Raw genomic sequence first — 15,760 nt, forward strand, 5'->3', positions numbered from 1 at the left:
CGCTCAAGAAGGCCGACGAAGTCCTGCTGCACGCCACGCAGGGCATCTCGGTGCTGATCAGCGAGACCGGTATGGTGAACGTCGACTTTGCCGACGTCCGCACGGTCATGCAGAACGGCGGCTCGGCACTCATGGGCACCGGCATCGGCCGCGGGGAGAATCGCGCCAGCGAAGCTGCGCAGCAGGCCATCGCCTCGCCGCTGCTCGACAACGTGTCCATCTCCGGCGCCACGGGTGTGCTGGTGAACATCACTGGCGGCGAAGACCTCACGCTCGGCGAAGTGCACCAGATCAACGACATCGTGCACGACGCCGTGGGTGACGACGCCGAAATCATCTTCGGCGCCGTCCACGAGCCGGCCATGATGGGTGAGATCCGGGTGACGGTCATTGCGACCGGTTTTGATCGCTACGTGCAGGGAAGTCACACCACCGGCACCACCTCGTCCCAGGGTGGTTTTGCCCCTTCCGCTGGTGTGACGGCGGCTGCATCTTCCTTCCCGGCGGCTGCAGCCAAGGCACCGTCGGTGTTGCCGTTTCCCGCTCGTGAGCGTCCCGCTCCCGTGCGGCCTCCGGCCCCACCGGCACGACCGGCCTGGGAAGGAGCCCCACCCCGTCCACCCCGCGTCCAACCGCCGGCCGCGTCGTCCAGTGCTGAACTCGACGACATGGAAATCCCGACGTTCATACGGAGACAGATGGATTGACCGTCACGCGAACGCTGCTCGTTGCCGCTGGATGTTTGGGGATCGGAGCGGCGGTCATCGCACTGGGTCGTCCAGTTGAAGAACGCCCCGCGGCTGAAGTTCTGGCCTCGGGGCCTCGTGTCTCCTCTCGTTGGCGCACCACCGTCGATACGGTGCGCAAGGGTGAGCCGCTTTCGGTCGCGCTCCAGCGCGCCGGCGTCACCCCCCTGGAAGCCGCAGACGCGTTGCGCGCCGCTTCCGCCATCGATTCCCGGCGCATCCGCGCCGGCACCCAGATCACGACGCGCGTCGAACCCGATTCGGGCACGTCCGAGATCATCTTCCAGCTCGCCATCGACCGCATTGTCCGCCTGACGCGTGCCAGCGTTGGAGCCAGTGACTGGGTCGAGAAGGAAGAGCTGCTTCCTTGGACCACCGATACCGTGGTGGTGGGTGGGGTGGTCAACTCCACCCTCACGGCGGCTATTGCGGCCGGTGCCGACGCCTTCCCGGAGCGCGTGCGCACCGAGCTGGCCTACGCCCTCGCCGACATTCTCGAGTACCGCGTGGACCTGAGCCGCGACCTGCAAAAGGGCGACTCGGTACGGGTGCTGGTCGAGCGTCAGGTGGCACCCAATGGGATGGTCCGTCCGGGCAACATCATCGCCGCGCGGCTCAAGGTGGATGGTCGCTCCGTCGAAACGATGCGTTTTGCACAGGGCACACGGGCGTCGTACTTCGATGGGGAAGGCAAGTCCATGCGCGCCGCGTTCCTGCGTGCACCGCTCGCCTTCCGCCGCATCTCCAGCGTGTTTGGCCTGCGTCGCCACCCCATCCTCGGCGTGACCCGTGCCCATCAGGGCACCGACTACGCTGCGGCCGCGGGCACGCCAGTGCGCGCGCTGGGTGATGGCCGTGTCATCTTCGCTGGCTGGAAGGGTGGTTATGGCCGCGTCATCGAGATTCGTCATACCAACGGGTACGTGACGCGCTACGGACACCTGAAGGGCTTTGCCGCAGGGATCAAGGCGGGAACCAGCGTGGCCATTTCGCGCACCATCGGCTTTGTCGGTGCCACGGGTCTCGCGACTGCACCGCACCTGCATTTCGAAGTCCTCGTGGGCGGCAAGCACCGCGACCCGCGTGTGGCGCTGCGCAATGTCACCGGCGAACCATTGGCCGCCGCGCAGCGTGCCGAGTTCGCCGCACTCAAGGCGCGCCTCTTTGCGCAGCTTGATGCCGGACAGCCGACCCTCGCCATGCGTGGCGAGGGCGTGCGGGGCGCTGGCGACTGAACGTTACCTGACCGGGTAGACGTAGATGCATGACGGGGCGGGAGCGCTGTTCGACTCTCGCCCCGTCCCCTTTTTTCTGACCGTCCGCTTCGTGAGTTTACCTGCGTGATTCGCTGGATCATCGCCATCGCGTTGGGCCTTCTGGCCGCCTGGCTCGCCTATGGGCGCGGCCAGGGCGGCGTTTCGTCGCTTACCGGACGGTGGGGGCTGGCCGCATTGCGCGGACTGGCCGTGACCATCGTCGCGGCGTTGCTCGTTGGCGCGCCATCGGGGCGCGCAAAGCCCTTGCCGGCATTGCTGGCCATCGATGCCTCTGCGTCGTGGCGGCGTGCGGCAGGAGATGAGAGCACGGCCGTTCGTGCGTGGCGCACGCGTCTGACGGACAGCGTGATCCCTTCCGTTGGAGCGGACGCTCCGCTGGTGTTCATCGGTGATTCGTTGCGTGAAGGCACGCACGACGATATCGGCCGCTGGTTCCCCAACGACGTCGCGTCGCGCGCACGTGCAGCGGTCGATCGTGCGGCCTCGATGGGACGTTCGCTGGTGCTCGTGACGGACGGTGAACTCGACGACGCCGACGTGCTGGCCGAATCGCCGGCCGGATCGCGTGTGGTCACGATGAACAGCGGCACGCCGCATCGTGATGTCGCGGTGGCAGATCTCACCGCGCCTTCCACCGCGACGGCGGCTGATACCATCTCTGTGGCGGCTACGCTGGTGGCCGGTGGTGTGGCGACGCCCGACGGTACACTGGCTGTACTGCTGGACGGTGCGGAAGTGGCGAGTGTGCCGGTGCCGGCGCTCGCGCCCTTCGCCAGCACCCGCGTGACCGCCGCCGTGACGATGCCGCGCGGCGCGCGCATTGCATTGCTACAGTCGGTGGTGCGTGTCGCGGCCGATGCGGAAGCACGCAATGACACGCTCACGGTGGCGATCGATGTCGGCGACCGTCCCACGGCCGTGTTTCTCTCCACCGCGCCGGACATCGATGTGCGTGAAGCGCTGACCGTGCTGCGTGGTTCGCTCGATGTGCCAACGCGTGCGTACCTCCGTGTCGCACCCAATGTGTGGCGCGTGGAAGGCTCACTCACACCGATCAGCGAGAGTGAAGTACGTGATCGGGCCGCTGCCGCCGGCATGTTGGTCGTGCATGGGGATACGAGCTGGCTTGGACCACGCACCTCGGCTGTTGCGCGAGCGCTGTGGGTCCCGGCGCCGCCAACGACGATCGCCCGTGCCGGTGAACTGACGCGCACACCGGAGTGGTACGCCACGTCGGCGCCGGCGTCACCGTTGATGTCGGCGCTCACCTCGTTGCCGTTCGATTCTCTTCCGCCGGTGACGCTGGCCGGTCCGGCGGTACCTGCCGGTTCAACCACCTCCACGGCGGTGCTCACGGCGCGGCTGGGAAAGCGTGGTGACCCCGTGCCGGCTATCGCGGCGCGTGAGGAACGTGGCACGCGCGCCGTGATCATCTCCGGCTCCGGCTATGCAGGATGGGCATTGCGTGGTGGACGGACCCGCGAGGCTTTCACGGCGCTGTGGGGCGCGATCTTTGATTGGGTGGCTGCAGGTCGTGGCGACGTACGCGCGGCGCGGCCGGTGGCCGGTCTGACACGAGCCGGCGAGCCGGTGCTCTGGCGACGTGGTGGGGCCGATACGCTGGTCGCTGTCGCCATCACAAAGCGCGGCGCCGCCCCGTCGGCCGATGCCACCACGGATTCCCTCACCCTCACCTTTCCGTCGCGCAGCTTCGATATCGCGTCGGCACCATTGCCCGCCGGTGTGTACGATGTGCGTACGGCGGGTGGCAGCAGCGTTCTGGTCGTGAACGCGTCACGCGAATGGGTGCCTCGAGCGCCCACCGTGTCCGCGGGCAATGCCACACGCAGTGCCTCCAACTCCACCGCTCCGCGCCTTGTCGATGCTGGCTGGCCGTTCCTGCTCGCGCTGCTGCTCCTGTGCGGCGAGTGGATCGGTCGTCGCGCCGCTGGCCAGCGATAGATCAGTACCGGGACACGGGCTGCCGGCTTGAGGCCAGTGGCATTCTCCAAACCCGCACCCCCGAACCCCACCACCGCATTTCCCAATGTCGCGACTTTTTCGCCGTAAAGATGATGTCCCGAAGCGCTCGCTCTGGCAGCGCGTCAAGGACATCGTGCGCACCGACGTCACGGTGCTGTTCAAGGGTGTCGACGAGGGGTCGCTCGAGGCGCTGGAAACGCTGCTCATCGAGTCGGATTTTGGCGTGCCCACATCGCTCGCGCTGGTGGCCGAAGTCGAACGGTTGCACAAGCGTGGCGAAGTGAAGACCGAGGCACAGTTCCGTCAGGCTCTTGCCGATGGGGTGGCCAACGCGCTGCGGACCGGCAATGCCGATCCCGCCATGGCGGTGGCCGCCACGGGACCGACGGTATTGCTGGTGATCGGCGTGAACGGCGCCGGCAAGACCACGTTCATTGGCAAGCTGGCTGCGCAGTACCGCGCACAGGGCAAGCGTGTGCTGGTGGGTGCTGCCGATACGTTCCGCGCCGGTGCGATCGATCAGCTTCGTGTATGGGCCGAGCGATCGGGTGCCGAGTTCGTTGGCGGCAAGCCTGGCTCAGATCCCGCGGCGGTTGCTTTCGACGCCGTGGATGCCGGTATCGCCCGCAACATGGACCTCGTCATCGTCGACACGGCCGGAAGACTGCACACGAGTGACGACCTGATGACAGAGCTGCGCAAGATTCATCGTGTCATCGGCAAGCGCCTGCCAGAAGCGCCGCACGAAATCCTGCTCGTGCTCGACGGCACCATCGGTCAGAACGCGTTGTCACAGGCCCGTACGTTCTCCAGCGCGGTGCCCGTGTCGGGTGTGGTGGTCACCAAGCTCGATGGCACCGCCAAGGGCGGTATCGTGGTGGCTGTGCACGAGGCGCTCAATGTGCCCATCAAGTTCGTGGGCGTCGGCGAGCAGGTGGGTGATCTCGAACCGTTCGATGCCGACGTGTACGCCAGGGAGCTGGTCGAAGCCTGAGCGGGGGATATCGTGCGCGTGTGGTCCTGGTCATCGGATAAATGACCGACGCCTCCGGACGTGGTGGTGATCGGCGCGCGCCGTTTCGGGATCCCTCCCGTACGCCGTCACGCCGCCCTCCACAGCTCACTCTCGAAACACCGGTCACCTACCTCAAGGGCGTAGGGCCGGCGCGGGCGCTCACGCTCGCGCGTCTTGGCATCACCGTGGCCGGCGATCTGCTGCGCCATGTGCCGCACCGCTACGAAGACGCGTCCACCGTCACGCCCATCAACGATGCCGCAGTCGGGGCCGATGTCACGGTGTTGGGTCAGGTCATCGCCAAGGGCGTGCTGCCCACACGGAAAGGACTGCGTGTCTTCCAGGTGGTCATCCAGGACAGCAGTGGGCTGATCGAAATCGCCTGGCCCGGCCAACCGTTCCTCGATCGCACGATCAACAAGGGCGACTGGCTGCTGTGCACGGGTCCGGTGCGGTTCTACCACGGTCGTCGTCTGCAGCCGCGCGAGTTCGTGAACCTCGGACCCGACGAGGAAGGCACCGGCGGCGGACGGGTGCTGGCCATCTATCCGGCCACTGAAGGGCTCTCGGTGCGCATGTTGCGCACGCTGGTGCATCAACACCTCGACGCGCTGCTGCCGCTGGTGCAGGAGCCGTTGCCCGCCGACGTGCTGCGCGAAGCCGACGTGCCACCGCTGCGCGAGGCGCTGCGCATGGTGCATCGCCCCGCTTCGGTGGCCGAAGCAGAGCAGGGACGCGCGCGGCTCGCCTTCGAGGAGCTGCTGTGTGTGCAGGTCCTGCATCGACGCGCGCACCTGCTGGCACGCGAAGCGCGCACGGGACGTGTGCTGCGTAGCCGCCGCACGCTCACCACGCGCTTGCGTGAGCAACTGCCGTACGCGCTCACCAACGCGCAGGTGCGCGCCGTGCGCGAGATCGCCACGGACATGGGCAGCCCCTGGCGCATGCATCGCCTGCTGCAGGGCGATGTGGGCGCCGGCAAAACAGTCGTCGCACTGTTCGCCGCACTCATCGCGATGGAGAACGGCGCGCAGGCTGCACTCATGGCGCCCACCGAACTGCTCGCCGAACAGCATGTGCGTGGCATGACCACGTTGCTTGCGCCACTGGGCATCACACCGGTATTGCTCACAGGCCGGCTGTCGGCCGCCGATCGGCGCCAGGCACTCGCCACGATTGCCGGCCCTGAGCCCACACTCGTGGTGGGCACCCATGCGTTGCTGCAGTCGGACGTGACGTTCGGAAATCTCGGGCTCTGCATCATCGACGAGCAGCATCGCTTCGGTGTCGAGCAGCGCGCGGTGCTCGGCGACAAGGGCGCCGGCACCGATGTGCTGCTCATGACGGCCACACCTATTCCGCGGTCGCTGGCCCTCACACTGCACGGCGATCTTGATGTGAGTGTGCTCGACGAGCGTCCACCGGGACGGCAGCCCATCACCACCGTTGTGCGCAAGGAATCTGCACGCGACAAGGTGTTTGCGTTCGCCGCCAGTGAACTCGATGCCGGGCACCAGCTGTACATCGTGTACCCGCTCATTGAGACCAGCGAGAAGATCGACCTCAAGGCGGCGACGACGATGTTCGAGGCGCTCACCGCTGGTCCGCTCGCCGGGCGCGAGGTGGCATTGTTGCATGGACGCATTCCCGCCGAGGAACGGGATGCCATCATGCGGCGCTTCCGGGACGGGGACATTCACGCCCTGGTGTCCACCACGGTGATCGAGGTGGGGATCGACGTGCCCAACGCCAGCGTGATGATCATCGAGCACCCGGAACGGTTCGGGCTTTCGCAGCTCCACCAGCTCCGGGGGCGGGTGGGACGTGGTCAGGCCCGCTCCTATTGCATCCTGCTGGGCGATGTGGGAGGTGAGGCTGCCGAACGTCTCGAGCTGTTCGCCTCCACCGAAGACGGCTTCGAGATCGCGCGGGCCGACCTCCGATTGCGAGGCATGGGCGACCTGTTCGGCGCCAGGCAGCACGGCGACCCGGCATTCAAGGTGGCCGACCTGCTGCGCGACGAGGCACTACACGACACGGCCCGCTTGGTGGCCGATCGCTTGCTCGAGGAAGACCCGGAGCTCGAACGGCCGGCCCATGCCGGGCTCAAACAGCTGCTCACGGTGGGATATGCCCGGGCCCTCGACCTCTTCCGGGTGGGCTAGGCAAGACTTTTTCCCCCACCAATCGTCCTTTTCCTGGAGGCCGAGCATGGCGGACTGGTGTGGAGCGCGCGAAATTTGCGGGCTCACATCGAGTTCTGGGGAAAGCCCAGCGGATCCAAAGTTTTCAGGAGATGCCTGGCGTACCGATTGAGTCGTGCGAAGACGCTCGCTCTCGGAGACAGGCTTACAGGCGCATTCCGCGATCGAGGGGTCGTGCCCGGTCCGTCCAGACTACGCAGGCGATCAATCATTGCGGCGCTGCTGACATTTGTCGGCGCGTTGCTGCTTGGCGTGGCATTCGATCGCTGGTACAGCGAATCACTGGTCGAGCGGGAACGTGAGCGCGTGCGTTCGTACGTGGCCCCGTACGCTGTGGCCATCGAAGGCGTGTTCAACCGCCATGTGGGTCGATTGGCCGGTCTGGTGGCTTTTGTCGACGCCCAGCCGACCGTGTCGTCGATGCACGCTGCATTTCCCACCATTGCCGAAGGACTACGCGCGGCGGCCCCCGGGCTGCGCGCGCTGCAGCTCAATCGTGGCGGTCGCATTGCGGCTACGTTCCCGAGCGCAGATTCCTCACGATTGCTCGGCTACAACCTGCTCAGCGACCCGCGCGCCGAGATCCGCGACGATGTGCGGCGCGCCATGGATTCCGACCACATGGTGATCAGTGGGCCGCTCGCGCTGCTGCAGGGCGGGGTGGGGCTCATACTGCGGCAGCGTGTGTCCAACGTGCGCGCCGGCTTTCCTGATCTCGTCACCATGGTGCTCGACCTCGGCCCGCTGTTCGAGGAGGCTGATGGTGCCGCGGTGCCCGCCACGGTGCACACCGTCCTGCTTGACCGGCGCGGACACGAGCTGCGCGGCGATGTCTCCGACGTGACCGAGCCGACGATGACACCGGTCCGTATTGGTGACGGTGATTGGACGGTGCTGGCTTCACCAGCGGATGGGTGGGCCAATGCGGTGGCCGCCGACCTGCGCCCTACACGGGCCGCGACGGCGCTCATCATCGTGCTGCTGACATCGCTCGCGTTTGGCGTGGTGGGTCGGCAGGAGTTGCTGCGCGAGGCCGTGGCCGGGCGCACCCGTGAGCTGGCGCGCGCCAATGACGACCTGCGTCGCGAGGGCGAAGAGCGCCTGCAGCTCGAGGAACGCCTGCTGCACTCGCAGAAGATGGAAGCGGTTGGCACGCTGGCTGGTGGTATTGCGCACGACTTCAACAACCTGCTCACAGCCATCGTGGGCTTTACGCAGTTGTCCGAACAGCAGGTGGTGGCGCTGCAGAACGCGCTGGCGGGTTCGGCGGAATCCGATCGTCTCACCGAGCTGCGTCAGGACCTCACTGAGATCCTCAAGGCCGCCGATCGTGCGTCGCTGCTCACCGCACAGTTGCTCACCTTCAGCCGACGGCAGACCATCACACCATCACGCGTGAACCTGAATGGCACGGTGCACGACATTCAGCGCATGCTGCGTCGTCTCATCGGCGAACAGGTCACGTTGGTCACGGAGGCGGCCGAGCAGCCGCTGCCTGTCATGGCCGACAGTGGGCAACTGGCGCAGGTGGTGGTGAACCTCGTGGTGAATGCCCGCGACGCGCTGCCCTACGGCGGCACCATCCGCGTCACCACGCGCGCGCTCGATATCGAGAGCGCCAGCGATGCGCCGTTCGCCGGCCTCCCGGCCGGGCAGTGGGTCATGCTGTCCGTGCAGGACAATGGCATGGGGATGACGCCGGACATCGTGGCGCGCATGTGGGAGCCATTCTTCACCACCAAGCAACTCGGCGACGGTACGGGACTTGGCTTGAGCACGGTGCACGGTATCATCACGCAGGCGGGCGGACATGTGTTCTGCGAAAGCGTGGAGGGTCGCGGTACCACCGTCACGCTCGTGCTGCCCCGACTTGCGCACACCTTTGAAGACGTAGCCGAACCTGCGCCGGTGGCGGCGCGCGCCGATGGCGAGATGGTGCTGGTCGTAGAAGACGAAGCCGGCCTGCGCCGTCTCGTGTCGGAGATTCTGCGCCGGAAGGGTTATCAGGTGCGCGTGGCACAGGACGGTGCCGATGCCCTCGAGCAACTCGCGACAGGCTTCACGCCGGATCTCGTGCTCACCGATGTGGTGATGCCGCGAATGGGAGGGCGCGAACTGGCAGAAGTCATTGCCGAACGCGGCTGGCCGCTGCCGGTGTTGTTCATGTCCGGCTATCAGGCCGGTGAAGAGCTGCCGGATGACGAGGAGCATGCGTTCATCGGCAAACCCTTCACGCCCGAGGCGCTGGTCGCCCGCGTGCGCAACGTACTGGTGCCACGCGCCTGACCTGGTGGTCGTCCGCGCCCCTCAGAGGCGGCGCATGGTCGTGACGAGTTGTTCGAGGTGTTCGAGATACCGGTCAAACGCCTGTCGGCCGTCGGCCGTGAGGCGATACGACGTGCGCGGTGTACGACCCGCGAACTCTTTGGTGCACACGAGATAGCCGGCATCTTCGAGCTTGCGGGCATGCACGCTGAGATTGCCGTCGGTGAGCTGCAGCAGGTCGCGCAACTCGGTGTGCGTGCGCGATTCCCCGCTCGCCAGCGCGGTGACGATCGCGAGACGCGCCCGCTCATGAATGAGCCCATCGAGGGCGGGGATCTGGCCTACCATCTCTCCATCGATCGCCTGCAACGTCGGCGCACGAACCGGTTCCGGAGTGGAACGTTGTTCGTTTGCGTCGTCGCTGCCCGGGCGGGCAAGCTTGCGATTGGCACGAGCGCCCATGTGTCTATCAACCTCCGTACCGGCGACGCACGATCTCGCCGGTGATCAGGTGCCCCACGCCAAAACCGATCGCCATCATCACGTCCTGCCACGGCTGCGGCAGCACCGCGGCGATGGCCGCACAGACCAGCAACGACATCCCGAAGCGTGGCACCACACTGGCGGTGGACACCGCGCCCGCCGCGAGCACGCCCACACCGTAGCAGCCGAGCCAGATCGGCACGAGCAGCGTCCAGCTGGTGGCCTGCCATGCCGCCACGGTGAGCACGAGGCCGAGCAGCAGCGGTGGGAGCAGTCCGCGGCTGAACCGCTTGGCCGCGCCGCTGTCGAGCGGCTGTCCACGTCGTCGCGCCTTGCGCACCACCGCCACGGCCCCAATGGCGCAGGCCACCACCGCGGCACCAACCCAGACCATCATCCACCGATCGATGCCGGGTTGGACACGGGCGAACCAGGCGGCTCCGAGGGCGACCGTTCCCATCCCGATGCCGCCCAGTCCCGGCACTGCCGAGAAATTCTCCGACCGGTCGAGGACCTGCCGCACATAGGCCAGATCATCAGCGGCGCGATTGCCGATCGAGGAAACCGAAGACATGTCGAAATGTCAGCGGGCGGAGTTGACGGGTCAAGTCCTTTGTAGTGCAAAGGCGTGTTGAAGTGTCCCGGTGCCGTCCGTAGCTTGCCACCCTCTTCGTCCTCCCACCCACGTCTCATGCGACTCGATTCCACCCGGATCGCCGACCTGCAGCATCATGTCGGCCAGACCGTCACCGTTCGCGCTTGGATCACCCACCTGCGATCCAAGGGGAAGCTGGGGTTCGCGGTGGTGCGCGACGGCACGGGCATCATGCAGGCGGTGGTCGTGAAGGCCGAAGTCCCGGAAACGGCGTGGGAGGCGTTCGGGCATCTGTCGCAGGAGTGCAGCGTGGCGCTCACCGGCGAGGTGCGCGCCGATGCCCGTGCGCCGGGCGGTTTTGAGATGGGCGTCAAGCAGCTCGAACTCATTGGGGCGAGCCCACTCGACTATCCCATCCAGCCCAAGGAGCACGGCGTCGACTTCCTGCTCGACAACCGCACATTCTGGCTGCGCAGCCAGCGCCAGGTGGCCATCATGCGCGTGCGGCATGAACTCGAGCAGGCGGTGCACGACTTCTTCTATACGCGCGACTTCGTACGCTGCGACACGCCGATTCTCACGGCGGCCATTGGCGAACGCGCGGGCCTGTTCGGTACCGAGTACTTCGACGAAGGCACGGCATACCTGGCGCAGACGGGCCAGCTGTATGGCGAAGCACTCGCGGCGGCCATGGGTCGCATCTACACGTTCGGCCCCACGTTCCGGGCCGAGAAGAGCAAGACGCGCCGGCATCTCACCGAGTTCTGGATGATCGAACCGGAGATGGCGTGGTACGACCAGGACGACAACATGGATCTCCAGGAGGAATTTGTTCGCTACCTCGTGGAGCGTGTGCTGGAACGTCGCCAGGAAGAACTCAAGGTGCTCGAGCGCGATACGAGCAAGCTCGATTGTGTCTCGCAGCCGTTCCTGCGTCTCGACTACACCGATGCCGTGGCCTTTGCGCAGAGCAAGGGCAGTGATATCAAGTGGGGCGATGATCTCGGCGCCCCCGACGAAGCCCTCATCGTGGACGAGCACCAGCGCCCGGTGTTCGTGGTGAACTATCCGAAGGAAGCCAAGGCCTTCTACATGAAGGAGAACCCGGCCGATCCGCGCACGGTGCGCTGTGCCGATCTGCTCGCACCGGAAGGTCGCGGTGAAATCATCGGTGGTTCACAGCGTGAGGACGACTACGAAAAAATCCTCGCCCGCCTCACGCACGAAGGTCTGCCGGTCGAAGCGTATGGCTGGTACCTCGACCTGCGCCGCTATGGCACGTTCACGCACTCGGGCTTTGGTCTGGGTCTCGAGCGTACCATTGCGTGGATCTGCGGCATCGAACACATCCGCGAGTGCATCCCGTTCCCGCGCATGATGGGCCGCCTCACGCCGTGATGTCGCGTGAGTTCAGCCCGCACGCTCTTCGGCCTTGACCGCGTCCCAATAGTGGTCCTGCTCGTCGAGCGTGAGGGTGCTGAGCGTCTTGCCATCGGCCTGGGCAAGACGCTCCATCGTCGCGTAACGGCGCACGAACTTGGCATTGGTGCGATCAAGCGCGAGCGAGCCGTGCACGCCGGTCTTGCGGCACAGGTTCACCACTGCAAACAGCAAGTCGCCCAGCTCCGCTTCCAGCGCGTCCTGATCACCCACGGCGCCGGTGGCGGGATCGATCAGGCTTGCCACTTCGTCCATCTCCTCGCGCACCTTGGCGAGTGGTCCAAGCGCGTCCGGCCAATCAAAACCCACACCCGCCGCACGATCCTGCAGACGATGCGCGCGGTGCAACGACGGTAGGCCTGCGGGCAGACCGTCCTCCAGCGTGGAGCGCTTGGTCTTGGCGGCCTTCATCGATTCCCACGAACGCTTCACGCCGTCGCCGTACAGGTGCGGATGGCGCGCATGCATCTTCGCGATGAGTGCCCCGGCCACATCCTGCATGCCAAACGCTCCACGCTCCTCGGCCACCACGCTGTGAAACAGCACCTGCAGGAACAGGTCGCCCAGTTCATCGCGCAGCACCGCGTCATCGCCCTGAGCGATCGCGTCGTCCACCTCGTGCGCTTCTTCGATGAGATAGGGACGCAGCGAAGCGTGCGTTTGCACGCGGTCCCAGTCACACCGCGCGCGCAAATCACGCATGAGCGCGAGCGCGTCGTCGAGAGAGCGGGGGGCCGGGGCTGGGGGCGATGCATGCGCCGCGCTGTCAGCGGCTGAGGCGTGGTCGTCGCTCACGGGAGTCGGACAGGAGGTGACGCGCACCCCGCGAGACGCTGGGTGCATTCCGTAGACTAGTCTCCCGCGTGGCCACACAGGAGTAGTACTGGAGTCGTGAGGCGAGTTCTTCGAGGGGCCGGAGAGTGGCCCCCCTCTGCCAGTACGTTTACCATTGGGCATGACTCGCCAGGACCGAGCGTGGCTCGACGTGGATGGGAGCGCGCTTCGGCACAACCTGTCGGTGCTGCAGCGACATGCGCGCGTCCCCCTGCTGCCCATGGTAAAGGCTGACAGCTACGGACTGGGCGCCATCGGCGTGTGCCGGGCACTGGGCGTCCCGTTTGAGGGCGATACGCCAACGGTGCGGCCGGAGGTTGAAGCGCCCTGGGGCGTGGGGATCGCTTCGCTCGACGAAGCGGAGTCGTTGCGTGCTGCGGGCTGTGCCGGCCGTATTCTCTGTGCTACGCCCCTGCTGGCTCGGGAACTGCCGCGTGCCCACTCTCTGTCTGTGCGACCCGCGTTGCATCGCGCAGAAGATATCGCGGCATGGCGGTCGCTCTCCGATGCCGGCACTGCTGCAGCGCCGTATCACCTCTCCATCGACACGGGCATGGCCCGCGCGGGTGCGCGCTGGGACACCGTGGCCGCGCTGCGCGAGGCCATTCAGGCGGTACCACCGGAAGGCGTATTCACGCACTTCCATTCGGCCGACGAATCGCTGCCCTCACGCGATCAGCAGGATGAGCGCTTCGATGGCGCGCTGGCCCTGCTGCGGGATGTGCTGCCCGCGCAGGTGATCGAACACCGGGACAACAGCGGGGGCATCGTCAGCCGCACGGTGGGGTCGCCGGGTCATCTGGCCCGACCCGGCATCGCCTTGTACGCCGGCATGTTCACCGCCGAGCTTGGGCTCCGGCAGGTGGCGCACCTCCGGGCTCGCGTGATCGACGTGCGCGACGTACAGCCCGGTGAGTCGGTGAGCTACGGTGCCACCTGGACCGCGCCGGGTACTCACCGCGTGGCTACGCTCTCAGCGGGCTACGCTGATGGATATCGTCGGCATCTTTCCAACGTCGGCGAGGTACTTATCCACGGCACCCGATGTCCGGTCGTCGGACGGGTGACGATGGACATGACCATGGTGGACGTTACGGGGCTTGGCTGTGAGCCCGGCGACGTCGCCACGATGGTGGGCGGGGACGGCGAGCAGATGTTGACCGCCGAGTCGGTGGCAGAGCGGGCTGGCGTGTCTCCGTACGAGCTGTTGGTGGGACTGCGAATGCGAGTTCCAGCAATCCACCACGATGTCTTGGATTCTTCCTCAAGAGGTACGTCTTGAACGCTGAGCGTCGCGCGCTGGTGATCGTGCTGGACGGGGTGGGGTGCGGGGAAGCTCCCGACACGGCCGCCTATGGCGACCTCGGCAGCGATACCCTGGGCAACGTCGCGAAAATCGCCGGCGGGCTCGAAGTTCCTAATCTGCAACGACTTGGCATCGCCAACGCGACCGTCGTGCCGGGTCTCGTGCCCGTCGAGCATCCCATTGGTGCCTACGGGGTCATGCTGCCGCGCTCGGCCGGCAAGGATTCCACAACGGGGCATTGGGAGATCGCGGGCCTGCATCTGGCCACGCCGTTCCCCACGTATCCGCATGGATTCCCGCCTGAGGTGCTGGAGGCCTTCAGCAGAGCCACCGGCCGTGGGGTGATCGCCAATACGGTGGCCAGCGGCACGGCGGTCATTGCTGATTTTGCCGAAGAGCAGCGGCGCACTGGGTCGTGGATCGTGTACACGTCGGCCGACTCCGTTTTTCAGGTGGCGGCCCACGAGGAATGGATTCCGCTCGGGGAGCTGTATCGGGCCTGCGAGATTGCGCGCGAACTGCTGGTGGCACCGCACGACGTGTCCCGGGTGATTGCCCGTCCGTTCGTGGGAGAGGCCGGTCAGTGGCGCCGCACGCCGAACCGCCGTGATTTCTCGATCGCGCCACCGGGGGAAACGCTGCTTGACGTGTTGGAGCAGGCAGGCATTCCACGCCACGGGGTCGGCAAGGTTGACGACCTGTTCGCGGGGAGGGGGATCACCGCGCAGCACACCAGCGACAACGCCGAGGGGGTCGCGGCGATCCAATCGTGGCTGGAAAACACGCCACATGGGTTCTGCTTCGCCAATCTGGTAGATTTCGACCAGCTGTTCGGCCATCGCAACGATGTGCCGGGCTTTCGGGGGGCGCTCGAGGCGTTCGATCGTGCGCTCCCTTTGTTGCTTGCTGCCCTGAAGGAGGACGACCTGCTGTTCATCACCGCCGATCACGGCAACGATCCCACGACACCGTCCACGGACCATGCGCGCGAGCGTGTGCCGTTGTTGGTGGCGGGGGCGCACGTGCGTGGTGGCTCGTTGGGCGTGCGGGATACGTTCTCGGATCTCGGGGCTTCCGTGGCGCATTGGTTCGGACTCGAGTGGCGCGGACGCGGCACGTCGTTCCTGCCGGAACTGCTGCACGCGTGATGGCGTCACTGCCTTCTTCGAAGGACATGACGTTGCCGTCGGTGCATGCACATCTGCGCGCGGCGGCGGATGCGGCCCGTGCACATGCGTGGGCGCCGTACTCGCACTTTCCGGTTGGCGCGGCACTCGAGACGGAAGACGGTCGTGTGTTTGCGGGATGCAACGTGGAGAACGCGTCGTATCCGGCGGGCACGTGTGCGGAACGGGTGGCGCTGGGGACGGCCATCGCAGCGGGCGCACGCCGGTTTGTGCGCGTGGTGATCACATCGCAACAGCAGGATCCGACGCCGCCCTGCGGCATCTGTCGTCAGGCACTGGTGGAATTCGCCCCAGCGCTGGAAGTCTTCGCCGTCGCGCCCGATGGGCGCACGGCTCGTTGGTCGCTGGCGGAGTTGTTGCCAGCGCCGTTCACGCCTGCTTCGCTCGAGAATGTTTGAGGGCGGTCGTTGGAGGGCCCCGCAGTG

13 protein-coding genes are annotated in these 15,760 nt (G+C 66.4%); 10 read left to right on the forward strand and 3 right to left on the reverse strand.

Annotated features, from left to right (window positions below; translation table 11 throughout):
- From VGE27_RS03775 to VGE27_RS03800, 6 genes are all read left to right on the forward strand, one after another.
- On the forward strand, positions 1 to 707 hold a 707-nt coding region (locus tag VGE27_RS03775), incomplete at its 5' end, for a cell division protein FtsZ (protein WP_414653536.1).
- Positions 704 to 1,981, forward strand: coding sequence for a M23 family metallopeptidase (locus VGE27_RS03780; protein WP_331048299.1), 1,278 nt, complete (start codon positions 704 to 706; stop codon positions 1,979 to 1,981). The genes VGE27_RS03775 and VGE27_RS03780, both read left to right, overlap by 4 nt.
- A gap of 105 nt (positions 1,982 to 2,086) precedes the next feature.
- On the forward strand, positions 2,087 to 3,985 hold the full coding sequence (locus VGE27_RS03785; RefSeq protein WP_331048300.1) for a hypothetical protein: 1,899 nt from the start codon (positions 2,087 to 2,089) through the stop codon (positions 3,983 to 3,985).
- An 85-nt stretch (positions 3,986 to 4,070) separates the two neighbouring features.
- On the forward strand, positions 4,071 to 5,000 hold the full coding sequence (ftsY, locus tag VGE27_RS03790; protein ID WP_331048301.1) for a signal recognition particle-docking protein FtsY: 930 nt from the start codon (positions 4,071 to 4,073) through the stop codon (positions 4,998 to 5,000).
- Between the two features lie 41 nt (positions 5,001 to 5,041).
- Complete coding sequence (gene recG / locus VGE27_RS03795) at positions 5,042 to 7,186, forward strand: ATP-dependent DNA helicase RecG (protein WP_331048302.1); 2,145 nt, start codon at positions 5,042 to 5,044, stop codon at positions 7,184 to 7,186.
- Between the two features lie 213 nt (positions 7,187 to 7,399).
- A complete protein-coding gene (locus tag VGE27_RS03800) occupies positions 7,400 to 9,511 on the forward strand; it encodes an ATP-binding protein (RefSeq protein WP_331048303.1) in 2,112 nt (703 codons plus the stop codon).
- 21 nt (positions 9,512 to 9,532) lie between these two features.
- On the opposite strand, the gene VGE27_RS03805 is transcribed toward VGE27_RS03800, so the two are convergent.
- Both VGE27_RS03805 and VGE27_RS03810 read right to left on the reverse strand, forming a co-directional pair.
- Positions 9,533 to 9,952 carry a transcriptional regulator gene (locus VGE27_RS03805; protein WP_331048304.1) on the reverse strand — a complete coding sequence of 140 codons (420 nt, stop codon included), beginning with the start codon at positions 9,950 to 9,952 and terminating at the stop codon, positions 9,533 to 9,535.
- Between the two features lie 7 nt (positions 9,953 to 9,959).
- Positions 9,960 to 10,547 (reverse strand): hypothetical protein, encoded by a 588-nt coding sequence (locus VGE27_RS03810; RefSeq protein WP_331048305.1) that lies wholly within the window; start codon positions 10,545 to 10,547, stop codon positions 9,960 to 9,962.
- Between the two features lie 117 nt (positions 10,548 to 10,664).
- On the opposite strand from VGE27_RS03810, the gene asnS reads away from it, so the two are divergent.
- Entirely contained in the window at positions 10,665 to 11,966 is a 1,302-nt protein-coding gene (asnS, locus tag VGE27_RS03815) for an asparagine--tRNA ligase (RefSeq protein WP_331048306.1), read from the forward strand.
- 12 nt (positions 11,967 to 11,978) lie between these two features.
- Here asnS and mazG read toward each other — a convergent pair whose 3' ends face one another.
- A complete protein-coding gene (gene mazG / locus VGE27_RS03820) occupies positions 11,979 to 12,803 on the reverse strand; it encodes a nucleoside triphosphate pyrophosphohydrolase (RefSeq protein WP_331048307.1) in 825 nt (274 codons plus the stop codon).
- 160 nt (positions 12,804 to 12,963) lie between these two features.
- On the opposite strand from mazG, the gene alr reads away from it, so the two are divergent.
- The 3 genes from alr to cdd are packed head-to-tail and all read left to right on the forward strand — an operon-like array spanning position 12,964 to position 15,733.
- A complete protein-coding gene (gene alr, locus VGE27_RS03825; RefSeq protein ID WP_331048308.1) occupies positions 12,964 to 14,124 on the forward strand; it encodes an alanine racemase in 1,161 nt (386 codons plus the stop codon).
- Positions 14,121 to 15,296 (forward strand): phosphopentomutase, encoded by a 1,176-nt coding sequence (locus tag VGE27_RS03830; protein ID WP_331048309.1) that lies wholly within the window; start codon positions 14,121 to 14,123, stop codon positions 15,294 to 15,296. The genes alr and VGE27_RS03830 overlap by 4 nt, the downstream gene beginning before the upstream one ends.
- A gap of 26 nt (positions 15,297 to 15,322) precedes the next feature.
- Positions 15,323 to 15,733, forward strand: coding sequence for a cytidine deaminase (cdd, locus tag VGE27_RS03835; RefSeq protein ID WP_331048310.1), 411 nt, complete (start codon positions 15,323 to 15,325; stop codon positions 15,731 to 15,733).
- The last annotated feature ends 27 nt before the right edge of the window (positions 15,734 to 15,760 follow it).

This window comes from Gemmatimonas sp. (genome assembly GCF_036405635.1).
GTDB lineage: Bacteria > Gemmatimonadota > Gemmatimonadetes > Gemmatimonadales > Gemmatimonadaceae > Gemmatimonas.